Source organism: Bacillus sp. YC2 (assembly GCF_019891195.1).
Lineage (GTDB): Bacteria > Bacillota > Bacilli > Bacillales > Bacillaceae > Bacillus.
Genome location: NZ_JAHXDO010000012.1, coordinates 83,660 through 105,652, shown reverse-complemented (window position 1 = coordinate 105,652; position 21,993 = coordinate 83,660). Strand labels below are relative to the sequence as shown.

Below are 21,993 nucleotides of genomic sequence, written 5' to 3'. Positions count from 1 at the left end.
AACCGGAGCCACGGGAGATACCGGAGTAACGGGAGCAACTGGGGTGACAGGAGCAACCGGAGCCACGGGAGATACCGGAGTAACGGGAGCAACTGGGGTGACAGGAGCAACCGGAGTAACAGGAGATACCGGTGCAACGGGAGCGACAGGAGTAACAGGAGTAACCGGAGCGACAGGAGATACCGGAGCAACAGGGGCAACGGGAGTAACCGGAGCGACTGGAATAACAGGAGATAGCGGTGCAACCGGAGCAACCGGAGCAACAGGAGTAACAGGAGCCACCGGATCGGGGGCAATCATCCCTTATGCATCAGGCCTTCCTACTGCCGTGACAACCATTGCCGGCGGGTTAATCGGGACTGTCAGTCTTGTCGGATTCGGCAACTCTGTAACGGGGGTTGCTGTCGGAGGGGGAGGCGCTATCGATCTTACCGGGGCTGGAGGAACGCTTCTTAACTTTGCTTTTTCAGCTCCGCGAAGCGGAACGATTACCTCAATCGCCGGATATTTCAGTACCACCGCCGCTTTATCACTAGTCGGTTCGACAGTCACTATAACGGCACAATTATATAGTTCAACTGTTCCGAACAATACGTTCACACCTATCCCAGGGGCAATCGTCACCCTGGCGCCTTCTCTTACCGGCATATTATCTATAGGCAATATCAGCAATGGAATCACGACAGGATTAAATATACCGATAACAGCGCAAACCCGGTTGTTAATGGTGTTTTCCGCCACTGCAACAGGTCTTTCCCTTATTAACACAGTAGCCGGTTATGCAAGTGCAGGGGTTACGATTACTTAAGTGAGGGCGGCCGGACTGGTTTGGATCATCTAAGCTTGCAGAGAAGATATGCTTACTTTCTGCAAGCTTTTTTGTTTTTTTTGCTGTCAGCTTAATCCATCCGCCGTCTCTTTTCTTGCTGATACCGTGATGAACGGCGTTTTCCACCAATGGCTGAATCATTAAAGGCGGAAGGCTGAAGTCAATGTCCTGGTCGATATCAAAAAGGATTTCCCGTGCTTTTTCAATATCCAAATGGCTGAGAGCGATTATCGTATTTAATACATTGTAAAGAAAGGGAGGCTTGATTTGCGACTGAAGAAATGCCATTTCCAAATTTGTGGCTTGGTGAGCTGTATATTTTTAATACGCGCGTTAAATTCAGAGTAATGATAAGACTTTTGTAAAATGTCATTTGCCCCGGCATGAAAAGCCTTGTATTTGTCATGGCTAATGGCTGCCGTAACGATCAGAACCGGCAGATCGACCATGCTGAATCTTTCACGGATGTTTGTACAGACTTCAAAACCCGTCATATCGGGCATCATCAAGTCTAATATCACCAAATCAAGCTTCGAGGAAGAGACAGCTTGAAGTGCCTTTTTGCCAGTTTTTGCTGCAACTACGTTATAAGGAACACCTTCAAGCATATCAGTTAAAATTTTTAAACTCTCTATATTATCATCGACAATCAGAATCTTTGGAGCATCAATGTTTTCAGAATAATAAGGCGTGCTCAAAGAAATATCCGGCATTTTCTGTCCGGGTTGCGAACTAGGAAGTCCGCCCTTTGCTTCCGGTAAAGAATCAATTTGAGCAGCGGTTATAAAAGATTCAGCCTTCTTATCTCCTTGGAGGAAAATTATACCTATCTGCATCTTTCGAAAGAAATCACAAGAGAAAAAGATCACGAAAATTCTCAAGAATGAGAAATAAATGATTTAAAAAATGGTATGATTTTAGGAAGAAAGGACGGCTGGTGCTGTGATAGAAGAGAAACGGTTTTATGTCTCTCTGCAAATGAAAATAGCCGGTTTAATCGCGGCTTTATTAATACTTGTTATCGGTACTCTTACTGTCATTTTTGCTTTTCAGCAATTAAACGAAGGCCAAAAGCAGGCTGAACAGCTGGCGGTACAAACGGCCAAAACCATTTCATACATGCCGCCTGTAAAAGAGGCCTTTCAGCTTGCGGATAAACATGCTTTTCAGAATTTAGACGTAATAGAGCAAATGAAAGAGCAGGCAGGCGCGCATGCCGTCTATATTACTGATCAAAAGGGAAACGTCACATTTCATTCCGCCCGCAGCAGCATTCCTGACGGGAATCAAAAGCTGCAAAATAAAACCGTCATGTTCGGCGGATCACCCGTATCAGACGGGATGAAGGCCGTGAGGGGAAGCGCGCCGGTTATTTTGGAAGAACAGGATCATAACGAAGTCGTCGGCACGGTAACGGTCGAATTCTTACAAGATGAGATTGAAAAAGGAATCAAGGAGCATCTATGGAATTTAAGCTATTTTGCATGTTTGGTGCTCCTCATCGGAATCGGAGGTGCGGCTGCGCTCGCAAAAAGTATCCGCAAAGATACACTCGGCCTTGAACCGCATGAAATAGCATCGCTCTACAGAGAGCGCAATGCGATGCTTCTTGCCATAAAAGAAGGGATTATCGCCGTGAACAAAGACGGTGCGGTAACGATGATGAATTTATCCGCCGCCGACATGCTGAAGCTTCCCATGCCGCTGGTCGGCCGGCATATAGAAGACATCATGCCTGACGCAAAGCTGATGCCGGTTTTGGCAGGAGGAGAAGCGGCGCCGAATCAGGAGGTTCGCGGCGGTGATAAAGTATTGATATTGAACATCAAAAAAATGAGCCAGGCCGGGCAAGATTATGGGGCGGTTATAAGCTTCCGTGAAAAAACAGAGCTGAAGAAACTGATCGGCAAGCTGACTGAGATGAAAAAATACTCAGAGGATCTGCGTGCGCAAACGCATGAATTTTCCAATAAGCTATATGCCATACTCGGTCTGCTGGAGCTTGGAGAATACGATGAAGCCATTGAGCTGATCAAAGAAGAGTACGCCATTCAAAATGAGCAGCATGAAATCCTGTTTCAAAACATTCATTCACAGCGGGTCCAAGCCATATTATTAGGAAAAATGGGAAAGGCCTCTGAGAAAAAAGTGCAGCTGTCCATTGATGAAAACAGTTTTTTGGAATCGCTGCCAAAGCATGTAGGCTCTTCCCAGATGATTACCATCATCGGAAATGTAATCGATAACGCATTCGAAGCCGTAGCTGAAAAAAAGGTGAGAAAGGTCTCCTTTTTCATTACCGATATCGGCAGGGATATCGTCATAGAAGTATCGGACTCAGGTGACGGCGTGCCGCCGGATAAAATACAAACCATTTTTCAAAAAGGGTACTCTTCAAAGGGAACGAAGAGAGGTTACGGTTTAGCCAACCTGAAGGAAGCCGTCAATGAATTACAAGGGTGGATCGAAATTTCCAATCAAAAAAGCGGCGGCGCAGTATTTACAGTATTTATACCGAAAGAAAGGCACAAGGGGGAATCCATGTGATTAACATCGCGATTGCGGAGGACGACTTTCGAATAGCGCAAATCCATGAAAAATTTATCGAGCATCTCGATGGATTCAATGTCATCGGCAAAGCCGTAAACGCAAAAGACACTATGGCGTTACTTGAGAAACAAAAGCCGGATCTGCTGCTTTTGGACATTTATATGCCTGACGAGCTTGGCACCGTCTTGCTTCCGCTGATCCGCCGCCGGTTTCCTTCCGTTGATATTATCGTGATTACCGCGGCGACCGAAACCCGGCTGCTGCAAGAAGCGCTTAGATCGGGCATTTCTCATTATTTGATTAAACCGGTCTCAGCTCATAAATTTACACAAGTGCTTCTGCAATATCGTGAGAAAAGAGAATGGCTGCTCTCACAACCGGAGCTGAGCCAATCCGTTGTTGATATGTATTTTGGAAGTGACGCGAAAGAACAAAAACAGCTCCATGATCTGCCGACAGGGATTAATTCGATCACACTTCAGAAAATAAAAGAAGCGCTCCGCACGGCTCAAAAGGGGATGACGGCCGAAGAGCTGGGCGAAAAAATGGGGGCGTCCCGGACAACGGCGCGGCGTTACGCCGAGTTCCTCGTTTCCAAAGAAGAAGCGCTCGCTGAATTGGAGTACGGCATTATCGGCAGACCGGAACGGAAGTATTATTTAGCAAATGAGTAAGGGATGGGAGAAATGAAGCGGTTGGGATTGCTTCTCATCATGGTAACGGTACTGGTCTCTTTTGACGGACGAAAAACTGCGAGCATCCATTTAGCCGGCGGGCCGATTGAGATTGTCGTTCCGGCTGCTCCCCAAGGGGGATGGGACGCAACGGCAAAAGCCGTGCAATCGGTAATCAAGCACGAAGATATTTTAGGACGGCCGGTAAAGATCGTCTACAAACCGGGCGGAGGCGGCGACAGCGGCTGGAAATATGTAAACGAACGAAAAACGAATATCGTCAGTATGAACTCAAGCCTGCTTCTGAGCAATGAAATTCTGGGACAAAGCCGGCTGAAGGCCGCCGATTTTACCCCATTAGCGATTATTGCAAAGGAATGGCAGACTGTCGCTCTTCCGAAAGATTCAAAGATCAAAAGCGGAAAACAGCTGCTGGATGAAATGAAGAAACATCCCGGCGCCGTAAGAATCGGCTTTGCGCCGGGGCTTGGAAATGATGATCAGCTTTCCTTTGCCAGAGCCGCAGAAATGGCGGGCATTTCTGCGTTTGATATCCGCTTTTTTCAATACGGAAGCAGTAAGGATGTCATTAAAGCGCTCATCAGGCACGACATAGATGCCGCATCAATGACGATCTCAGAAGCGAGAGACTCCTATAAAAAAGGCGATATCACGTTAGCGGCCGTCACATCTGACAAAAGGCTCTCAGGCTTTAGCAATATTCCGACTTGGAAAGAGCAGGGGGTGCCGTTTGTCTTCGCGCACTGGCGAGGCATCATGGGGCCGAAAGGGATGACAGAAGGTGAAATTGCCTATTGGGATCAGGCTTTGAAAAAAGTTGTCTCATCGGAAGAGTGGAAGCGAATGATGAAAAGGCAGGATTGGGAAAGCTTTTATAAAAACAGCAGCGGTGCAAAACGTTTTTTAGAAGAGCAAACGGAGTTTTATAAAGAAATGATGAGCAGTGAAAACTGAGCATTCTGCAGCAAGCGGAATGCTTTTTTGATTTGTGAATGGACAAAAAGAACAAAAAGGTTATAAAAAATTAAAAATCTTTAAAATCCAAAATATTTACTTCAATATCTAAATTTCATAAGATGACAAAAAGGCAGGATAGAGGGGAATCGGGCCTTTAAAATGTAAGCGTATTCATAATAAGGGGGACATAATGTGTTAGCAATCTTAGGCTTTCTTATGATGTTTGTCTTTATGGTCCTGATCATGACAAAACGGCTCTCGGTTTTAACAGCGCTTGTATTGACACCGATCATCTTTGCACTAATCGCCGGATTTTCATTTCATCGGGTCGGCGAGATGATGATCTCAGGTATTGAACAGGTCGCGCCGATTGCGGTCATGATTATGTTTGCGATTCTGTATTTCGGTATTATGATTGACACCGGTTTATTTGATCCGATGGTTGCCCGTACTTTAAAGCTTGTTAAAGGCGATCCGTTAAAAATTGTCGTCGGGACCGCCGTGCTGACAATGCTTGTCGCGCTCGACGGCGACGGCTCAACGACGTATATGATCACCACAAGCGCAATGCTGCCTCTTTATGTAATGCTCGGAATCCGTCCGATCATTTTAGCGGGAATCGCCGGCGTCGGCATGGGGATCATGAATACGATTCCATGGGGCGGAGCGACGCCGCGCGCGGCGAGTGCGCTTGGGGTGGACCCGGCTGAACTGACAGGGCCGATGCTTCCGGTCATTGCCAGCGGCATGATTTGCATGATCGCGGTTGCATATGTGCTTGGAAGAGCTGAGCGGAAACGCCTTGGCGTCATTGAACTGAAGCTGCCGTCTCATACAAATGAAACCGCAGCGGCAGCGGAGGATGAATGGAAGCGGCCGAAATTATGGTGGTTCAACTTATTGTTAACGCTTTCTTTAGTCGGGTTTTTAGTTTCCGGAAAAGTGAATTTGACGGTGCTCTTTTTGATTGCATTTTGTGTCGCGCTGATTGTGAATTATCCGAAGCTTACTGATCAAAGGGATCGCATATCAGCCCATTCCAGCAATGTGCTGGCGATCGGTTCCATGATTTTTGCGGCAGGTGTGTTTACCGGAATTTTAACGGGCACGAAGATGGTTGATGAAATGGCCATTTCACTCGTATCGCTCATTCCGGAGCAAATGGGCGGGTTTATTCCGGCGATTGTGGCCTTAACGAGCGGCATTTTCACCTTTTTGATGCCGAATGACGCGTATTTTTACGGCGTGCTTCCCATTTTGTCAGAAACCGCCGTGGCATACGGTGTAGACAAGGTGGAGATTGCAAGGGCTTCTATCATCGGCCAGCCGATTCATATGCTCAGTCCGCTCGTGCCGTCTACGCATTTATTATGCGGGCTTGTCGGAGTATCCATTGACGAGCACCAGAAATTTGCGATGAAATGGGCGGTTCTCGCTGTAATTGTGATGACGGCGTGTGCGCTTATCATCGGTTCGATCACGATTTCTTAACATAAAACAAGCGGATCGTCACACACTAAAGGCATCATAGGAGGTGCCATGATGAGTGATCCGTTTATGCCGCTCTTTTCGGTCAGAAGCGGTGCCGGTTTTCAAGCTGCAGAAGGCGTTCACGGGCTGACCGTGCAAATTGTGAATGTCTATTTTATTGAAAATCCCGCTGCTCCAAATGAAGTGATCTTAGTTGACACGGGAATGCCGCAATCTGAGGATATGATAACAAAAGAAGCAAAACGGCTGTTCGGCGCCGATTATCAGCTGAAAGCCATCATTCTGACACACGGCCATTTTGACCATGTGGGAGCTATTGAAGAGTTACTGAAGCTTTGGGATGTGCCGGTTTACATTCATGAGAAGGAGCGGCCGTACGTCACGGGGAAAGCGGATTATCCGCCTGCAAAGCCGGATGCTAAAAAAGGACTTGTCGCGAAGCTGTCGCCGCTTTTTCCGCGTCATGCGATTCAGATCCCCAACGTTCAAACGCTGCCGCCGGACGGCTCCGTCCCGTTTCTGAAAGAGTGGAAATGGGTGTATACCCCCGGCCACACGCCCGGCCATATTTCTTTATTTCGAGAGAAAGACCGTGTCCTCCTTGCCGGCGATGCCGTGATCACTGTCGAACAGGAATCGCTTGCAGACGTTGTCATTCAAAAACAGGAGCTTCACGGGCCGCCCGCTTACTTTACGATTGATACAAAGACGGCCGCCGCGTCCGTTCAGAAGCTGGCGGAGCTTGAACCGGAAGCACTCCTCACGGGGCACGGGATACCGATGACGGGAAAAAACTACCGTGAGGATTTGCTTATATTAGCAAAAAAACTTCACTCCGTTTTGTAAAACACCTGCGTTTATCATAGGTGTTTTTTCTGCTGTCTTTCCAGTATGATACAAAAAAACCATTGTGTTCACTCCTAAAAACGATACAATGAAAAGCAGATGTGAATTGAAGGAGAGAGTTTTTTTGAGACATACGGAATTACTCTGGAATGAGGCAAAGGCGTTTATAGACGTTTGCTATCGGGAGCTTGGAATAGAGTCGCAGATCAATGCGCGTCTTAACGCAATTAAAGATGAAATAGAACGGACGGGAAGTTATGTCCATACGCCGGAAGAGCTTGCACACGGGGCAAAAATGGCGTGGAGGAACAGCAACCGCTGTATCGGACGTTTGTTCTGGCAATCGCTGAATGTCATTGACAAACGCGGCGTGAAGACGAAAGAAGAGGTGCGTGACGCCTTATTCGAACACATTGAAATAGCGACAAATGACGGAAAAATAAAACCGACGATCACTATTTTCCCCCCTGAACGTCATGGCGAAAAACAGGTTGAAATTTGGAATCATCAGCTGATCCGCTATGCGGGGTACGAGACGGAAGAGGGAAGAATCGGCGACCCTGCTTCAGCCGCGCTGACTGCTGTTTGTGAAAAGCTCGGCTGGCGCGGAAAGCGGACTGATTTTGACATTTTACCGCTGCTTTTCCGGATGAAAGGGGACGAGCAGCCTGTTTGGTATGAGCTGCCCGAGTCACTGGTGAAAGAAGTGCCGATCACACATCCGGAAATCGAAGCCATCGCTAATTTAAATTTAAAGTGGTACGGCGTGCCGATCATCGCTGATATGAAGCTGGAAATCGGCGGATTGGTTTACAACGCTGCGCCTTTTAACGGGTGGTACATGGGAACCGAAATCGGCGCGCGGAATCTCGCTGATGAAAAACGATACGATATGCTGAAAAAAATCGCTTCAGTCATAGGCATTTCATCTGATTTAAACACCGATCTGTGGAAGGATCAGGTTCTTGTGGAGCTGAATAAGGCGGTGCTCTATTCTTATAAGAAGCACGGTGTCAGTATTGTGGATCATCATACGGCGGCGAATCAATTTAAGCGTTTTGAAGAACAGGAGCAAGACGCAGGCAGAAAACTGACGGGGGACTGGACTTGGCTGATTCCGCCGATCTCGCCGGCCTCCACCCACATCTTCCACAAATCGTATGACAATACGATTGTGAAACCGAATTATTTTTATCAGGATAAACCTTATCAGTAACTGATTGTAAAGGTGCGGTACCCTTCAAGTTTGCGTGATTCTGTGACTGTTACGTTTGTGACATTTGAGAAGGGGCTCCCTTTTCTGACGGCCCTGACAAAGGTTTTTAAAGATTCTTCAGGGCCTTCAGCCAATATTTCGACACGTCCGTCATCGAGGTTTTTGACCCAGCCGGCTAACTTTTGTTTGTCAGCTTCCATCTGTACGAAATACCGAAAACCTACACCCTGAACCCGGCCGTCTGCGATCATACGATATTGAAGCATGGAAAAACCACCTTTTTCTAACTATGATAAAGAAAGCTTTTTATTTTCGCAAAGGATGTGAATGAGATGCAGCCTGTTTCTTATTCTGTATTATCTATCAATCTCGGAAAACCCGAGCTTCATGAATTCGCCGGCAAGCAAGTTGAATCCGGCATCGTCAAGCGTCCGGCGGACTCGCCCGTGATGCTGCGGAAAACGCATTTCGAAGGAGACGGACAAGCCGATCTGAAGCATCACGGCGGTCCTGATAAAGCGGTTTGTGTGTATCCGGCCGAGCATTACCCCTATTGGGAAAACGCCTTGGGAAGAAAACTTCCGGCTGCCGCATTTGGCGAGAATGTAACGGTAAAAGGGCTGCCGGAGCAAGATGTGTGGATCGGCGATGTATTTCAGCTGGGCGAAGCGGTTGTCCAAGTGAGCCAGCCGCGCCAGCCCTGTGTCAAGCTCGCGCTGAAATATGAAGTAAAGGACATGGTGCTCCAAGTCCAGAAGACGGGCTTTACCGGCTTTTATTTCAGGGTGCTTCAAGAAGGGCGCGTCGATCCCCGTCCTGAGCTGAAACGGCTGTCCAGAGGGAAAGAAGGCATTTCCGTTTGGTATGCGAACGAAGTGAACTACCGTGATAAACATAATCTGTCTGCAATTGAAGAGATATTAAGGGAAGAGGCGCTGTCAGAAAGCTGGAGGGCATCCTTTCTGAAAAAAAGGGCCAGGCTGCTCGAAATATAAATGAAAAAAGCCGTGCTGTTAAAAAAGCACGGCTTACACACGTTATGATTATTTTTTCGTTTTCAGCAGATTGGCAAGAAAATAGGTTTTAAAGCTTTGAAGCTTTCTTCCTTCATACTCAGTAATCCCTTTTTTCTTTAATTCTGCTACATACCAGCCTTTACTGCCATAATGCATGTCAGAAAACTCCTTTCCCCGCTCTCCCGTTCAGGAGAGTTTCTTCAGTTTTTGCCAAACTTTTGGCATTGTAACATCTATAAAAAGACGCTGAAAAGGGATGAGGCAAAAACTGAGACTTTCGATTCAGAGACGGTAAGCTTTCTTACATATATATGTGAAGGACTGTCTTTTCATGCTTAATGACCGGTTAATTTTAACAGCACCGTACCGAGAGTCATAATGCCGAAAACGATGCCGAAATAAATCAGCAGCCCTTTCTTTTTCTTAACCCCGTAAACGGTCAGAATGATGCTTTCGATAAAGAAAATCAATCCGAAGATAATAAACCACATGTTGAGAAATGGCTCCTTTCACAGACATATGTCCAGTGTAGCACATCTTTTGTAAAGGAGCATAAAAAGCCGGACACTGTCATCAGTGCCCGGCAAGTTTGACTAAAAGCTGCGCCAAATGCTGTTTTTCGTTTTCATCCGCAATCCGCCACAGCTCCTGTAATAACTTTTCTTCCGCATTATGGGGCTCCTCGTGCTTTGCGAGATAGTCCCCGAGGATGGCGGCGCTTTTGGTAATTTTACTGTCATCTAAGCCTATTTTTTTGCCGACAGAAATTTTCTGGTGCAAGTATGCCTTAAATTCCTCAAAATCCTCTAATATCTGCTGTTTCGTCACGCCGTGCATGGCGTGTATCTCGTTTTCAATTTGAATTTTTTCTTTGTCTTTTTTCATGCGTCTCCCTCCTTCGGGTTAGTTGTTGTATACCTGTTTCGGAGGGGGATCAAACATTATAGCGCTGTTAAAATGATCGGTTTGTCTTTTGTAATCACGATTGTATGCTCCACTTGGGCGACAAGGCTTTTATCCGGCGTTTTATAGGTCCAGCCGTCTCCCGCTTCAACAACCGTTTCGGCTTTTGTCGAGATGAACGGCTCAAGCGCGATGACCGTGCCATTTTTGAACAGCGCGTTATCAAACGGATCATAGTAATTCATAATGTGGTTCGGCGTTTCATGAAGGCTTCTGCCTATGCCGTGGCCCGTCAGCGTTTTGATGACGGTAAAGCCGTTTGAGCGCGCCTCATGATAGACGGCTCTGCCGATTTGGTTTTGCCGCTTGCCGGCCTTTGCCTGTTCAAGCCCTTTTTCAAATGCAGACGCTGCACAATTGCAGAGCTTTTGCAGACGTTCGTCGCCCTCGCCGAGTACAAACGAAATACCCGTATCAGAGTAAAAACCGCCGAACTCTGCTGAAATATCAATATTAATGAGATCTCCCGCTTTTAATATTTTGGAGGCGCTCGGAATGCCGTGCGCCACTTCATCATTTACGCTGATGCACGTCACGCCGGGAAAGTCGTATTCCTTTTCCGGAGCGGAAGCGGCGCCGTGCCCGTCAAGCACCGCCTTTCCAATCAGGTCAAGGTCCTTTGTGCTCATGCCGGGCTCCGCTTTTTTCTTCATTTCTTCACGCGCCAGCGCCACGATTCTGCCGATTTTTTTTAAGCCTTCTAATTCTTGATCGTTTGTTACAATCATTGTCATTCCCGCTTTCTATTTTTAATCATCTGATTCAAGCTTACCACAACTGCTTTATAAATAGAAAACCAACAAGACTTGTCACAAAAAGATAAGGAAAATTGGTATAGATAACTAGTTATCTTATATGGTATATTTGAGAAAAAAGAAGGGGGATGGGAGTTATGCTTCAATTTTTGCAAAAACTCGGGAAATCTTTTATGCTTCCGATTGCTGTTCTGCCCGCAGTGGGCATCATTTTGGCCATTGGCAGGGAGGACTTATTAAATATTCCGTTTATTTACGCGGCGGGGACAGCGGTATTTGATCATTTGCCTTTAATTTTCGCGATCGGTATCGCCATCGGCATTTCCAAGGACAGCAACGGAGCTGCCGCTTTATCAGGAGCAATCTCCTATACTATGCTGGATGCGGCTGTTAAATCAATTAACAATACAAATAACATGGCCGTATTCGGGGGAATTATCGCGGGATTAATCGCGGGGTACACGTATAACCGTTTTAAAGATACGAAGCTGCCTGAATATCTCGGGTTTTTCAGCGGCCGCAGGCTCGTTCCGATCGTAACGGCCGTTATCACCATCATTTTGGCAGGGCTTTTAGGGTTTGTCTGGCCGCCGATTCAGTCGGTCATTACGTCATTTGGAGAGTGGATGATCGGGCTTGGCGGAATCGGAGCGGGAATTTTCGGATTTTTTAACAGACTTTTAATTCCATTCGGGCTTCATCATGTGCTCAACAATATTTTTTGGTTTCAGTTTGGCGAGTTTCACGGAAAGACGGGAGACTTGGCCCGCTTTTTTGCCAAAGATCCGACAGCCGGCACATATATGACGGGGTTCTTCCCGATTATGATGTTTGGGCTTCCGGCTGCATGTCTCGCGATGATTGCAACGGCTAAGCCGAGTAAACGCAAGGCGACGGCGGGAATGATGATCGGTCTCGCGCTGACCGCCTTTATTACCGGAATTACAGAACCGATTGAATTCGCGTTTATGTTTTTATCACCGCTCTTATACGGAGTACATGCTTTATTAACCGGTTTTTCCTTATTTATCGTAAATGTTCTCGGCATACGGTCCGGTTTTTCATTTTCAGCGGGGGCGATTGATTATCTGCTCAGCTACGGCATTGCGGAAAAACCGCTGCTATTGCTCGTCGTCGGACTTTGTTATGCGGTATTATATTTTGTCGTCTTCTACGTGCTGATCAAAACGTTAAACTTGAAAACGCCGGGGCGGGAAGATGATGAAGATGAAGAAGAGGTGCTCGGCGAGGATACGGCCGGTGCCGTTCAGGAGAATGTAATGCTCAAGGGGCTCGGCGGAAGACAAAACCTCGAAACCATCGACCACTGTGCGACACGTCTCAGACTGACAGTGAAGGATACGTCCCTCATTGATGAAGGTGTTCTTAAAAAAGCCGGGGCAAAAGGGGTCATCAAAACGGGAAGCAAAACGGCACAGGTCATTATCGGGCCGAACGTGGAATTTGCCGCGGAGGAATTGAGAGAGGCTGTCCGGCGTGCCGATCAGCCGTAATAGAAAAGCCGGATCATTCATTTGATCCGGCTTTTTATTTGGAAACCATATCAAGTTTCACATAATGTACAAATAACAACTGACCGTCCTATGTTACGATTCATGTAGAAATATAATGGAGATGATGAAAGGTGACATGGATTGCAGTAGTTTCTATTATTGTCATAAGTCTTATTAAGATAGTGCTGACGTGCCTTCCGACCGGTGCTGTGGAGTGGATTCTCCGCAAATTTGAAATTCATTCGAAACTCAGTGACGTGTCTGCCACCGTATCCTGCGGCGGAAAAACCTTGGAAGGTGAAGACAAAAGCCAGATTATTCATGATTTGAACGAAGCCGTTTTTTTAGAGCGGCATTATATATACCCGGGGGATGAACAGCTTTATTTACATCCGGAAAACGGAGCCGCTCCGCTTGTCATTGAGACGAAAAAGGGCAAAAAAGACGTTACGCTATTTGTGTACAGCTACGAAGATCACGTGGATGTCGTCAAACAGCAAAAGAAGAAAGTAGTCGCGTATTCACTTTTATCCGACAGCCTTCAACAGCGCTCTATGGCCGTAACTGGGAGCCTATAACATACAAAAGCCAGATCATTTCATGATCTGGCTTTTGTTTATTGATTTTGATCCTCTGATGAAGAATCATCACGTTTCGTGTAATCGTATTGTGTCGGATCTACCTTCTTGAATCCTTTAGGCTGATAGAAACGAAGCAGGTCACCGTTGATGATTTTATCAGACATTTCGAGTTCAGTCTTGACGAGAGAGTCTTCTTTTTTGTCAACTTCTGAATCCTTCAAGAGTCTGCCGGTTTTTGTATCATAATACTTGCCGGATACTTTCGTATAGTTAGGTGAAATGAAGTCGCCGTTACGGAACGGGATGACTTCCCGGTGTTCTTTCGATAAGATATCAGAACCTGACATGAGATAATCCTTCGTATCGACGCCGAGCAAATGAAGAACGGTCGGTGCGACATCGACATCACCGGAATACTTATGAATCTGTCCGCCTTTGACGCCCGGAGCGTGAATAAAGAGCGGAACCCGCTGAAGCTGGGCATTGTCGTAATCCGTAATTTCATCTTTGCCGAGTACTTTCGCCATCGCTTTATCGTGGTTTTCAGAGATGCCGTAGTGGTCTCCGTACATGACGATAATGGATTTATCGTACAGGCCGTCTTTTTTCAGGTCTTTAAAGAATTGCTCGATCGACTCATCCAGATAGTTTGCTGACTGGAAGTAGTTGTTGACGACAGAATCGCCAAAGTCTCCTGCCGGGAAGTCCGTGTCTTCTTTATCCATTCCGAATGGGAAGTGGTTGGACAGCGTAATGAACTTCGTATAGAACGGCTGCGGCAGGCTTTTCAGAAGCGGCATGGATTCTTTGAAATACGGTTTGTCTTTCATACCGTAGTTTTTCGTGTTCTCTTCGCTCATGTCATAATAAGCAGAGTCGAAAAACTTGTCGATGCCTTCCGCTTTGTACATTTCATTTCGGTTCCAGAAGGTCTGCGTATTTCCGTGGAAAGCGGCAGATGTGTAATTTTTGCCCTTCAGTATAGCGGGAACCGACTGAAGCGTGTTTTGTGCTTTGTTTACGAAAACTGAACCTTGCGCAAGCGGGTACAGAGAGTTCTCCATCATAAATTCCGCATCGGATGTTTTACCTTGTCCCGTTTGGTGGAAAAAGTTATCAAAGTAGAATGTGTTTTGATCATGCGCCAGTTTGTTTAAAAACGGTGTGACTTCTTTGCCGTTAATTTTGTAATCAATGATAAAGGATTGCAAAGACTCTAATGAGACGTAAATGACGTTTTTCCCTTCGGCTTTTCCGAAATATACGTTGTTCGGCACGTCATAATTAGCCTTCATATAGTTTTCCACATCCGTCACATCGCTTGAATCGGCAAGCGCGCGCTGGCTGTTTGATTTCACATTCTGTACAGCGTCATAAATCGTAAAGTTGTACGTTCCCAAATATTTAACCAAATAATTTCGGTCAAATGAGCGCGTCAGCAGCTCGGGACGGTCGGATTCCGCAACGGCCAGGTTGATTAAGAACACGAGCACCGCGGAAGCCAAAACGATTCGGAATGATTTTTTAGCCGTTTTCTCAGCCGGTTTTTTCATCTTAATGGCTAAAATAATCAAAATGACGGTATCAAGGAAGTAGAAGACGTCAGTCCATCTCATTAATGAGAAAGCACTGTCTCCCAGCTGGCCGCCGTTTGTTTTCGCCTGCATGAGAACCGGAATCGTAATAAAATCATTAAAGAATCTATAGTACACGATATTTGCGTACAGCAAAAATGACATTAAAAAATGAATCGCAATAATGGCTGTCTGCTGTAATTTTTTCTTGAATAGAAGCCCAAATCCAAGAAAGAACAAGCTGGAGCTTAACGGATTCACAAAAAGCAATATTTTCTGGATCGTGTTGTCTATGCCTAAGTTAAAGTTTAAAATATAAGCAGCATATGTCTTCACCCACAATAACACGACCGCTATCAAGAAGAAGGCAAGTCCTCTTTCTTTTATAAATGTTTTCATTGTTACACTCCTTTTTTCCGATCACGGTTTAAACGGAACGATAGAAAAAACGAACGTAATCAATATACCATGAAACCAGCAAATAGAAAAGGTGGAAAAGACACATCGGAAAAGAGGCGAAAAACGCTGTCGCATAAGCGGTTTGTCTGGAGAATGCTGTCTCGGGAAATGCAGAAAAGGAATAAATTGGGGATTGAAGCGTGTGTATGATATCATATTTCATTATCGGAAAAAGAGGTGACCATATATGGATATTGCCCATATTGTTGCGGAGGATAAAATAAAGCGTGCCATAAAGGACGGAGAATTTCAGAGCATCAAAGGAATGGGAAAGCCCCTGCCGAAAGACGATGCCGCACATCTTCCGGAATCGCTCAGAATGGGCTACCGCCTTTTAAAAAATGCCGGAATGGCTGAGGATGAAGGGGCGCTGAAAAAAGAGCTGATGACGTTAGACCATTTGATTGCGAAGTGCCGTAATGAAACGGAACTTGAGCAACTCGAGAAGAAACGGACGGAAAAACAAGTCAGGCTCGATCGGCTGATTGAGAAAAAAGATATGTTCTCAACACCCGCATCCTCTCATTATAAGGAGAACGTATATCAGCGGTTCGGACGCACGTAATCGCTTTCGTTCACATTTTCTTATGAAAAGGGATGTGCTCCACGAGCCTCGGATAAGAAATATGCAATAAGCCGTTTAGGCACTGCGCTTGCAGAAGCTGCGGCTCAGCGGGTTCAGGAAGCTGAATCGTTTCATCAAATTCTCCGTATTGCCTTTTCCGCCGCAGCTCCATATTTGCGGGGAAAAGAGGCGTGACCGTTCCTTTAATGTTCAGCTGTGTTTTTGATATCAGCCTCATCGTTAATTCTTCTTCATATACACCGGGCATCTCAATAATAATAAAATTGTATTGTTCATCCTGATAGACATCGTAAATCAGGGTGTCTTGTTGTGAGGCAAAAAAATCCTCGGGAGATTTTTGTTTCAGGACATTGGTCCAAAATTCGCTTGGCTTGTGCTCATTGGTAATCTCAAGCCATTTTCTCATTTTTTCAAGATCCATAACGGCAGACTCCCCTAAATTTGATTTGCAATCGGCATGGACGGATTGGCAATCTGGTCTTGATCGCTGACATCAGGATCAAGATGGCCCGAATTTAAAAATCCGGCCGGAGGTGAAAAATCTCCTAAGGAAAAGTTTGCACCGACAAACTTACTGTTTGCGGTGTGGCTGTTTTGCACCGTCTGGCCGATATCAACGTTCCCGTTTTGCGTAGCCCCGTTTACCTTTATATTGACGACGTTAATTTGGTAAGGCATATGAAAAACTCCTTTAATCTATAATGGGCGGCACCGGAGTAATATTTGCGGTATCTGCGGTTCCGATTGCAGTCTGGTCGTTTACATCAGGATCATTTAAGAAGTTCTCCATCATTGATTCTATAGGTGACGTATCACCGAATGAAGAGTTAAGCCCTTGTGATTTGTTATTGGTGGTGGGACTGTTGTATGCCGCTTCCCCGATCGTAATAGATCCGTTGCCTGAAATACTGTTAATCTTCAAATAGTACAAGTTGATAACAGTGGATGGCATCTCTTCACACCTCTTTATCTTAGTTGTACAGTACTGTATGCTTCTTGTGCTTCCGTTGTGAATGATCTGCGGACAGGCATTTCAGAACATAAGCGAACAAGGTCCCGGCGCCAGAGGGGCCTTTTTTTAATCCCTTAAGGCCTTTTGGAGTATATTTGTGATGAAAGCGCTATAAAAAATAGATTGACGACATGTATATACATCATTACAATAGAGTCATAAACATGTATATACAAGTTTAGAAGACAAAATGAAAACGGTTACGGAGGGGTTGGCATGGGTGAGCTTAACCGATCTGCACGGCAGATTGTCGATGCCGTCGGAGGAATCGACAATATTGCTGCGGCAACTCATTGTGTTACGCGATTGCGGTTTGCGTTAATAGATGAAGGCAAAGTGGATCAAAAAGTGCTTGATGAGATAGACGTTGTAAAGGGCTCGTTTGCTGTGAACGGGCAGTTTCAAGTCGTGATCGGGCAAGGGACCGTGAATAAGGTATATGCAGAATTGGTGAAGGAAACAGGGATCGGCGAAGCGACGAAGGAGGAAGTGAAGCAGGCCTCTGAGCATAAAATGAATCCTTTGCAGCGTGCAGTGAAAACGCTTGCGGATATTTTTATCCCGATTTTGCCTGCCATTGTGACGGCGGGGCTTTTGATGGGGCTTAACAACATATTAACGGCGGAAGGCATTTTCTTCAGCTCGAAATCCATCGTTCAAGTTTATCCGCAGTGGGCGGATCTCGCTAATATGATTAACCTGATTGCGGGAACGGCCTTTACTTTCCTGCCGGCGTTAATCGGCTGGTCGGCGGTGAAGCGGTTCGGAGGAAGTCCGCTCTTAGGTATTGTGCTCGGGGTTATGCTTGTGCATCCTGATTTGCTGAACGCATGGGGATACGGGGCCGCCGAGCAAAGCGGCGAGATTCCGGTTTGGAATCTATTCGGCTTAGAGGTTCAGAAGGTCGGTTACCAAGGACAGGTGCTTCCGATTTTGCTTGCATCATATTTGCTTGCCAAGCTGGAGCTCTTTTTGACAAAGCGGACGCCAGAAGGCATTCAGCTGTTAGTCGTCGCTCCGGTGACACTTCTGGTGATCGGATTTCTTTCTTTTGTCATCATCGGCCCGATTACATTTGCAATCGGAAACGCATTGACATCAGGGCTGATTGCGGTTTTCGGAAAATTCTCAGCCCTTGGCGGCTTATTGTACGGGGGCTTGTATTCTGCACTCGTTATCACAGGCATGCATCACACGTTCCTTGCTGTTGATCTTCAATTGATCGGTTCAAAGCTCGGCGGCACATTTTTATGGCCGATGCTTGCGCTCTCTAATATTGCGCAAGGCTCGGCTGCGCTGGCAATGATGCTGATTCTCAAAGATAAAAAACAAAGAGGCCTGTCGCTGACGGCCGGAATTTCCGCTTATTTGGGCATTACGGAGCCGGCGATTTTCGGTGTGAATCTGCGCTACAAATTTCCGTTTGTGATCGCCATGATCAGCTCGGGAATCGCAGGGATGTACATTTCCGTAAAAGGGGTTCTGGCAAGCTCAGTCGGTGTCGGCGGCGTGCCGGGCATTTTCTCCATTATGAGCCAGTACTGGGGGGCATTTGCGATCGGAATGCTGATCGTGCTGATTCTCCCGTTTGCAGGAACATACGGGTATGCGCGGCTGAAGCAAAAAAAATAGAGGAATCTCAGGGCGAGCCTTCTTTTCAGGCCGTCCCTTTTCCCCTTCAACTCAAACTTTTACAGGCGGTGATAAAAATGAAAACAGAAAAAACACCATGGTGGAAAAAGGCGGCAGTGTATCAAATTTATCCGAAGAGCTTTAATGATACGACCGGAAACGGTGTCGGCGATCTGAACGGCATTATAGAAAAACTCGATTATTTAAAAGAACTCCTGATTGATGTCATTTGGCTTACGCCGATTTACGATTCTCCTCAGCACGACAATGGCTATGACATCCGCGATTATTACAGCATTTATAAAGAATACGGAACAATGGAGGACTTTGAACGCCTGCTGGATGAGGCGCATCAAAGGGGAATAAAGGTCGTCATGGATCTTGTTGTGAACCATACATCTGTTGAGCATCAATGGTTTAAAGAAGCCATAGCCTCACCTGACAGCCCGTATCGCGATTTTTACATTTGGAAAGATGCGAAGGGTGACGGCGCGGCGCCGAACAATTGGGAATCAAAATTCGGCGGCTCTGCATGGAAACTCGATCCAGCGTCCGGTCAGCATTATTTGCATCTGTTTGACGTGTCTCAGGCTGACTTGAACTGGGAAAATGAAGAGATGAGAAAGCGGATTTATGAGATGATGCATTTTTGGTTTCAAAAGGGGATCGACGGTTTCCGGCTTGATGTCATCAACCTTATTTCCAAGGATCAATCGTTTCCTGACGCAAAGAACGGCCGTGACGGGCGTCCCTGCTATACCGACGGCCCGCGTGTGCATGAATTTCTGCATGAGATGAATCAAGCGGTGTTTTCCAAATATGACAGCATGACAGTCGGCGAAATGTCCTCGACAACGGCTGAACACTGTGTCCGCTACACAAATCCGGCAAATGAAGAGCTTGATATGACCTTTAACTTTCATCACCTAAAGGTGGATTATCCGAACGGCGAAAAATGGGCGCTCGCTCCGTTTGACTTTCTGAAGCTGAAACAGATTTTGGCGTTTTGGCAGACGGAGATGCATAAGGGCGGGGGCTGGAATGCGTTATTCTGGTGCAACCACGATCAGCCCCGGGTCGTTTCCAGATACGGCGACGACGGCATCTACCGGAAAAAATCTGCGAAAATGCTGGCAACGGCCATTCATATGATGCAGGGCACACCTTACATTTATCAAGGCGAGGAATTCGGCATGGGCAATCCGAAGTTCGATGACATCAGCTCATACCGTGACGTCGAATCACTGAATATCTACAGGCAGATGAAGGAAGAGGGAAGGCCGGAGGAAGACATCATCGCCATTTTAAAACAAAAATCAAGAGACAATTCAAGAACGCCCGTTCAATGGAACAGTGAGCCTTACGGCGGTTTCACGACCGGAACGCCGTGGATACCTATTTCAGACGATTATCGGGAAGTCAATGCTGAAGCGGCTTTAAAAGACCCGGATTCGATTTTCTATCATTATCAAAAGCTCATCAGGATCAGAAAGGATTATGACATCGTAACCGAAGGAACGTTTGAACTGCTGGCTGAGGACGATCCGGCGATCCTGGCGTATGTCAGACACGGAACTAATGAAAAGCTGCTGGCGGTCAATAATTTCTATGGGAAAGAAGCGGATTTTACGCTTCCGTTTGAAGACCGGGACGGCTGGCGGTATACCGTGCTTTTGACAAATGACGAACCGAGAGAAGGCAGCCTGAAGCAATTGACGCTCCGCCCGTATGAGTCGATCGTTTATCATCTCACCAAACCGTGATAAACTAATCTGGGTGGTCATAAATGAAAGTGAATAAATATATCACAATCTATAAAGACATTGTGCAGCAAATCGAAAGCGAACAGCGGAAGGCTGAAGACATTCTTCCGTCTGAAAATGAATTGTGCGATCAATACGGCACATCAAGAGAAACCGTCCGCAAAGCGCTCAATATGCTGGCGCAAAACGGCTACATCCAGAAAATCAAAGGAAAAGGCTCTGTCATTTTAAACAGAGAAAAAATGCAGTTTCCCGTCTCCGGTCTTATCAGTTTTAAGGAGCTGGCGGAGACGCTCGGAAAAGACACGAAAACAGCGGTTCACCGTCTCGGGCTGATACTGCCTGCGGTTTCTGCCGCGAAAGAGCTTCAGCAGGAGATGAATGAAGAGGTGTGGGAAGTCGTCAGATCGAGGCGCATTGACGGGGAACATATCATCTTGGACAAGGATTACTTTGTCAAAAAGCATGTGCCGCTCTTAACGAAGGCTATTTGTGAAGATTCGATTTACGAATATCTTGAAGGGGAGCTTGGTCTTTCCATCAGCTACGCGCAAAAGGAAATTGTCGTCGAGCCGGCAACGGAGGAAGACCGCAAGTATTTGGACCTTGGCGGATACAGCCACATGGCGGTTGTGAAAAACCGGGTCTTTTTGGAAGACACCAGCCTCTTTCAATATACAGAAAGCCGGCACAGGCTCGATAAATTTCGGTTTGTCGATTTTGCGAGAAGAGAAAAATAAAAACGGACTGCTCCGGCAGCCCGTTTTTTTATGAAGTATCAAAATGGATACTATCCAACAAAAATGTGCGTACTGGTACTTTCAAAAATAATGGCTACAATAGAACATAACATCAGTTAAAGGAGAGATACCGTATGTCAGAAAAAAAACAGCAAATCCTTGACGCGTATCAGTTCAGACACGCGACAAAGGAATTTGACCCGGAGAAAAAAATTTCAGAAAGCGATTTTGAATTCATTTTAGAAACGGGAAGATTGTCTCCGAGTTCACTCGGACTGGAGCCTTGGAAATTTGTCGTTGTCCAGAATCCCGAGCTTCGTGAAAAACTTCGTGAATTTACATGGGGCGCGCAAAAGCAGCTTCCGACCGCCAGCCACTTTGTTGTGCTGCTTGCCCGGACGGCTAAGGATATTCGCTTTGACTCCGGCTATGTCAAAAATCATTTGAAACAAGTCAAAAAAATGCCGGATGATATGTATGAAGGCTATTTAAGCAAAACTGAAGAATTCCAGAAAGATGATTTCAATCTGCTTGCATCCGACAGAGCGATGTTTGACTGGGCATCAAAACAAACGTATATTGCTCTCGGCAATATGATGACGGCCGCTGCGCAAATCGGCATCGACTCCTGCCCGGTTGAGGGTTTCAACTACAAAGAAATTCACCGTATCTTGGAGGAAGAAGGCCTCTTGGAAAACGGAAGCTTCGACATCTCCGTCATGGCTGCATTCGGTTACCGGGTCAGAGAACCGCGTCCGAAAACAAGATCTGCCGTTGAAGATGTAGTGAAGTGGGTGTAAAAGAAAAAAGCCGC

Annotated in this window: 24 protein-coding genes and 1 pseudogene; 15 read left to right on the top strand and 10 right to left on the bottom strand. The window is 46.3% G+C overall.

Going from position 1 to position 21,993, the window contains the following annotated elements; genetic code table 11:
• Nucleotides 1-808: exosporium glycoprotein BclB-related protein (locus KY305_RS17000; protein ID WP_223063544.1), on the top strand; the 808-nt coding region annotated here is incomplete at its 5' end.
• Between the two features lie 66 nt (nucleotides 809-874).
• On the opposite strand, the pseudogene KY305_RS16995 reads toward KY305_RS17000, so the two are convergent.
• Nucleotides 875-1,437: pseudogene (locus KY305_RS16995) on the bottom strand (response regulator); the annotation flags it as partial.
• Nucleotides 1,438-1,771: 334 nt separating this feature from the next.
• On the opposite strand from KY305_RS16995, the gene KY305_RS16990 reads away from it, so the two are divergent.
• From KY305_RS16990 to nosA, 6 genes are all read left to right on the top strand, one after another.
• A complete protein-coding gene (locus tag KY305_RS16990; protein ID WP_223063543.1) occupies nucleotides 1,772-3,376 on the top strand; it encodes a sensor histidine kinase in 1,605 nt (534 codons plus the stop codon).
• Nucleotides 3,373-4,053, top strand: coding sequence for a response regulator (locus tag KY305_RS16985; RefSeq protein ID WP_223063542.1), 681 nt, complete (start codon nucleotides 3,373-3,375; stop codon nucleotides 4,051-4,053). Before KY305_RS16990 ends, KY305_RS16985 begins: the two co-directional genes overlap by 4 nt.
• A gap of 12 nt (nucleotides 4,054-4,065) precedes the next feature.
• Nucleotides 4,066-5,028: a tripartite tricarboxylate transporter substrate binding protein gene (locus tag KY305_RS16980; RefSeq protein WP_223063541.1), complete on the top strand. Its 963-nt coding sequence runs from the start codon at nucleotides 4,066-4,068 to the stop codon at nucleotides 5,026-5,028.
• A gap of 195 nt (nucleotides 5,029-5,223) precedes the next feature.
• Nucleotides 5,224-6,522, top strand: coding sequence for an Mg(2+)/citrate complex secondary transporter CitM (gene citM / locus KY305_RS16975; RefSeq protein WP_223063540.1), 1,299 nt, complete (start codon nucleotides 5,224-5,226; stop codon nucleotides 6,520-6,522).
• 51 nt (nucleotides 6,523-6,573) lie between these two features.
• The gene (locus KY305_RS16970) at nucleotides 6,574-7,368 is read left to right on the top strand and encodes an MBL fold metallo-hydrolase (RefSeq protein WP_223063539.1); all 795 of its coding nucleotides are present in this window, start codon (nucleotides 6,574-6,576) and stop codon (nucleotides 7,366-7,368) included.
• A 124-nt stretch (nucleotides 7,369-7,492) separates the two neighbouring features.
• The gene (gene nosA / locus KY305_RS16965; protein ID WP_223063538.1) at nucleotides 7,493-8,584 is read left to right on the top strand and encodes a nitric oxide synthase; all 1,092 of its coding nucleotides are present in this window, start codon (nucleotides 7,493-7,495) and stop codon (nucleotides 8,582-8,584) included.
• On the opposite strand, the gene KY305_RS16960 is transcribed toward nosA, so the two are convergent.
• Nucleotides 8,578-8,850 (bottom strand): acylphosphatase, encoded by a 273-nt coding sequence (locus KY305_RS16960; protein ID WP_223063537.1) that lies wholly within the window; start codon nucleotides 8,848-8,850, stop codon nucleotides 8,578-8,580. The genes nosA and KY305_RS16960 overlap by 7 nt on opposite strands.
• 66 nt (nucleotides 8,851-8,916) lie before the next feature.
• On the opposite strand from KY305_RS16960, the gene KY305_RS16955 reads away from it, so the two are divergent.
• On the top strand, nucleotides 8,917-9,579 hold the full coding sequence (locus tag KY305_RS16955) for an MOSC domain-containing protein (RefSeq protein WP_223063536.1): 663 nt from the start codon (nucleotides 8,917-8,919) through the stop codon (nucleotides 9,577-9,579).
• Between the two features lie 48 nt (nucleotides 9,580-9,627).
• Here the strand turns inward: KY305_RS16955 and KY305_RS16950 are convergent, their stop codons facing one another.
• From KY305_RS16950 to map, 4 genes are all read right to left on the bottom strand, one after another.
• The gene (locus KY305_RS16950) at nucleotides 9,628-9,756 is read right to left on the bottom strand and encodes a YflJ family protein (protein ID WP_223063535.1); all 129 of its coding nucleotides are present in this window, start codon (nucleotides 9,754-9,756) and stop codon (nucleotides 9,628-9,630) included.
• Between the two features lie 179 nt (nucleotides 9,757-9,935).
• Complete coding sequence (locus KY305_RS16945) at nucleotides 9,936-10,091, bottom strand: hypothetical protein (RefSeq protein WP_214800432.1); 156 nt, start codon at nucleotides 10,089-10,091, stop codon at nucleotides 9,936-9,938.
• Nucleotides 10,092-10,173: 82 nt separating this feature from the next.
• Complete coding sequence (locus tag KY305_RS16940; protein WP_214800431.1) at nucleotides 10,174-10,485, bottom strand: DUF3243 domain-containing protein; 312 nt, start codon at nucleotides 10,483-10,485, stop codon at nucleotides 10,174-10,176.
• A gap of 56 nt (nucleotides 10,486-10,541) precedes the next feature.
• The gene (map, locus tag KY305_RS16935; RefSeq protein WP_223063534.1) at nucleotides 10,542-11,291 is read right to left on the bottom strand and encodes a type I methionyl aminopeptidase; all 750 of its coding nucleotides are present in this window, start codon (nucleotides 11,289-11,291) and stop codon (nucleotides 10,542-10,544) included.
• Nucleotides 11,292-11,455: 164 nt separating this feature from the next.
• Here map and nagE point away from each other — a divergent pair, with 164 nt between their 5' ends.
• Together nagE and KY305_RS16925 are read left to right on the top strand one after the other, a co-directional pair.
• The gene (nagE, locus tag KY305_RS16930; protein ID WP_223063533.1) at nucleotides 11,456-12,832 is read left to right on the top strand and encodes an N-acetylglucosamine-specific PTS transporter subunit IIBC; all 1,377 of its coding nucleotides are present in this window, start codon (nucleotides 11,456-11,458) and stop codon (nucleotides 12,830-12,832) included.
• 131 nt (nucleotides 12,833-12,963) lie between these two features.
• Nucleotides 12,964-13,410 (top strand): YfmQ family protein, encoded by a 447-nt coding sequence (locus KY305_RS16925; RefSeq protein ID WP_223063532.1) that lies wholly within the window; start codon nucleotides 12,964-12,966, stop codon nucleotides 13,408-13,410.
• Between the two features lie 38 nt (nucleotides 13,411-13,448).
• Here KY305_RS16925 and ltaS read toward each other — a convergent pair whose 3' ends face one another.
• A complete protein-coding gene (gene ltaS / locus KY305_RS16920) occupies nucleotides 13,449-15,386 on the bottom strand; it encodes a lipoteichoic acid synthase (RefSeq protein ID WP_223063531.1) in 1,938 nt (645 codons plus the stop codon).
• Nucleotides 15,387-15,633: 247 nt separating this feature from the next.
• Between ltaS and KY305_RS16915 the strand changes: the two genes are divergently transcribed.
• Nucleotides 15,634-16,011, top strand: coding sequence for a DnaJ family domain-containing protein (locus KY305_RS16915; RefSeq protein ID WP_223063530.1), 378 nt, complete (start codon nucleotides 15,634-15,636; stop codon nucleotides 16,009-16,011).
• Nucleotides 16,012-16,021: 10 nt separating this feature from the next.
• On the opposite strand, the gene KY305_RS16910 is transcribed toward KY305_RS16915, so the two are convergent.
• The 3 genes from KY305_RS16910 to KY305_RS16900 are packed head-to-tail and all read right to left on the bottom strand — an operon-like array spanning nucleotide 16,022 to nucleotide 16,984.
• Entirely contained in the window at nucleotides 16,022-16,453 is a 432-nt protein-coding gene (locus KY305_RS16910) for an Hsp20/alpha crystallin family protein (protein WP_223063529.1), read from the bottom strand.
• Nucleotides 16,454-16,467: 14 nt separating this feature from the next.
• On the bottom strand, nucleotides 16,468-16,710 hold the full coding sequence (locus KY305_RS16905; RefSeq protein WP_214800424.1) for a spore germination protein: 243 nt from the start codon (nucleotides 16,708-16,710) through the stop codon (nucleotides 16,468-16,470).
• A 13-nt stretch (nucleotides 16,711-16,723) separates the two neighbouring features.
• Nucleotides 16,724-16,984 carry a spore germination protein gene (locus KY305_RS16900; protein WP_214800423.1) on the bottom strand — a complete coding sequence of 87 codons (261 nt, stop codon included), beginning with the start codon at nucleotides 16,982-16,984 and terminating at the stop codon, nucleotides 16,724-16,726.
• A 276-nt stretch (nucleotides 16,985-17,260) separates the two neighbouring features.
• Here KY305_RS16900 and treP point away from each other — a divergent pair, with 276 nt between their 5' ends.
• The 4 genes from treP (at nucleotide 17,261) to KY305_RS16880 (ending at nucleotide 21,979) form a co-directional block, all read left to right on the top strand.
• Nucleotides 17,261-18,676 carry a PTS system trehalose-specific EIIBC component gene (gene treP, locus KY305_RS16895; protein ID WP_223063528.1) on the top strand — a complete coding sequence of 472 codons (1,416 nt, stop codon included), beginning with the start codon at nucleotides 17,261-17,263 and terminating at the stop codon, nucleotides 18,674-18,676.
• A gap of 77 nt (nucleotides 18,677-18,753) precedes the next feature.
• Entirely contained in the window at nucleotides 18,754-20,439 is a 1,686-nt protein-coding gene (gene treC, locus KY305_RS16890; RefSeq protein ID WP_223063527.1) for an alpha,alpha-phosphotrehalase, read from the top strand.
• A 23-nt stretch (nucleotides 20,440-20,462) separates the two neighbouring features.
• The gene (gene treR / locus KY305_RS16885; protein WP_223063526.1) at nucleotides 20,463-21,179 is read left to right on the top strand and encodes a trehalose operon repressor; all 717 of its coding nucleotides are present in this window, start codon (nucleotides 20,463-20,465) and stop codon (nucleotides 21,177-21,179) included.
• Between the two features lie 134 nt (nucleotides 21,180-21,313).
• Nucleotides 21,314-21,979 (top strand): NAD(P)H-dependent oxidoreductase, encoded by a 666-nt coding sequence (locus tag KY305_RS16880; RefSeq protein ID WP_223063525.1) that lies wholly within the window; start codon nucleotides 21,314-21,316, stop codon nucleotides 21,977-21,979.
• The last annotated feature ends 14 nt before the right edge of the window (nucleotides 21,980-21,993 follow it).

Bases quoted from the DNA above. Each gene is read 5' to 3' on its own strand.
- KY305_RS16980 (WP_223063541.1), top strand. From the start codon at position 4,066: ATGAAGCGGTTGGGATTGCTTCTCATCATGGTAACGGTACTGGTCTCT.
- KY305_RS16970 (WP_223063539.1), top strand. From the start codon at position 6,574: ATGAGTGATCCGTTTATGCCGCTCTTTTCGGTCAGAAGCGGTGCCGGT.
- KY305_RS16960 (WP_223063537.1), bottom strand. From the start codon at position 8,850: ATGCTTCAATATCGTATGATCGCAGACGGCCGGGTTCAGGGTGTAGGT.
- KY305_RS16955 (WP_223063536.1), top strand. From the start codon at position 8,917: ATGCAGCCTGTTTCTTATTCTGTATTATCTATCAATCTCGGAAAACCC.
- KY305_RS16950 (WP_223063535.1), bottom strand. From the start codon at position 9,756: ATGCATTATGGCAGTAAAGGCTGGTATGTAGCAGAATTAAAGAAAAAA.
- KY305_RS16945 (WP_214800432.1), bottom strand. From the start codon at position 10,091: ATGTGGTTTATTATCTTCGGATTGATTTTCTTTATCGAAAGCATCATT.
- KY305_RS16940 (WP_214800431.1), bottom strand. From the start codon at position 10,485: ATGAAAAAAGACAAAGAAAAAATTCAAATTGAAAACGAGATACACGCC.
- map (WP_223063534.1), bottom strand. From the start codon at position 11,291: ATGATTGTAACAAACGATCAAGAATTAGAAGGCTTAAAAAAAATCGGC.
- nagE (WP_223063533.1), top strand. From the start codon at position 11,456: ATGCTTCAATTTTTGCAAAAACTCGGGAAATCTTTTATGCTTCCGATT.
- ltaS (WP_223063531.1), bottom strand. From the start codon at position 15,386: ATGAAAACATTTATAAAAGAAAGAGGACTTGCCTTCTTCTTGATAGCG.
- KY305_RS16915 (WP_223063530.1), top strand. From the start codon at position 15,634: ATGGATATTGCCCATATTGTTGCGGAGGATAAAATAAAGCGTGCCATA.
- KY305_RS16910 (WP_223063529.1), bottom strand. From the start codon at position 16,453: ATGGATCTTGAAAAAATGAGAAAATGGCTTGAGATTACCAATGAGCAC.
- KY305_RS16905 (WP_214800424.1), bottom strand. From the start codon at position 16,710: ATGCCTTACCAAATTAACGTCGTCAATATAAAGGTAAACGGGGCTACG.
- KY305_RS16900 (WP_214800423.1), bottom strand. From the start codon at position 16,984: ATGCCATCCACTGTTATCAACTTGTACTATTTGAAGATTAACAGTATT.
- treP (WP_223063528.1), top strand. From the start codon at position 17,261: ATGGGTGAGCTTAACCGATCTGCACGGCAGATTGTCGATGCCGTCGGA.
- treC (WP_223063527.1), top strand. From the start codon at position 18,754: ATGAAAACAGAAAAAACACCATGGTGGAAAAAGGCGGCAGTGTATCAA.
- treR (WP_223063526.1), top strand. From the start codon at position 20,463: ATGAAAGTGAATAAATATATCACAATCTATAAAGACATTGTGCAGCAA.
- KY305_RS16880 (WP_223063525.1), top strand. From the start codon at position 21,314: ATGTCAGAAAAAAAACAGCAAATCCTTGACGCGTATCAGTTCAGACAC.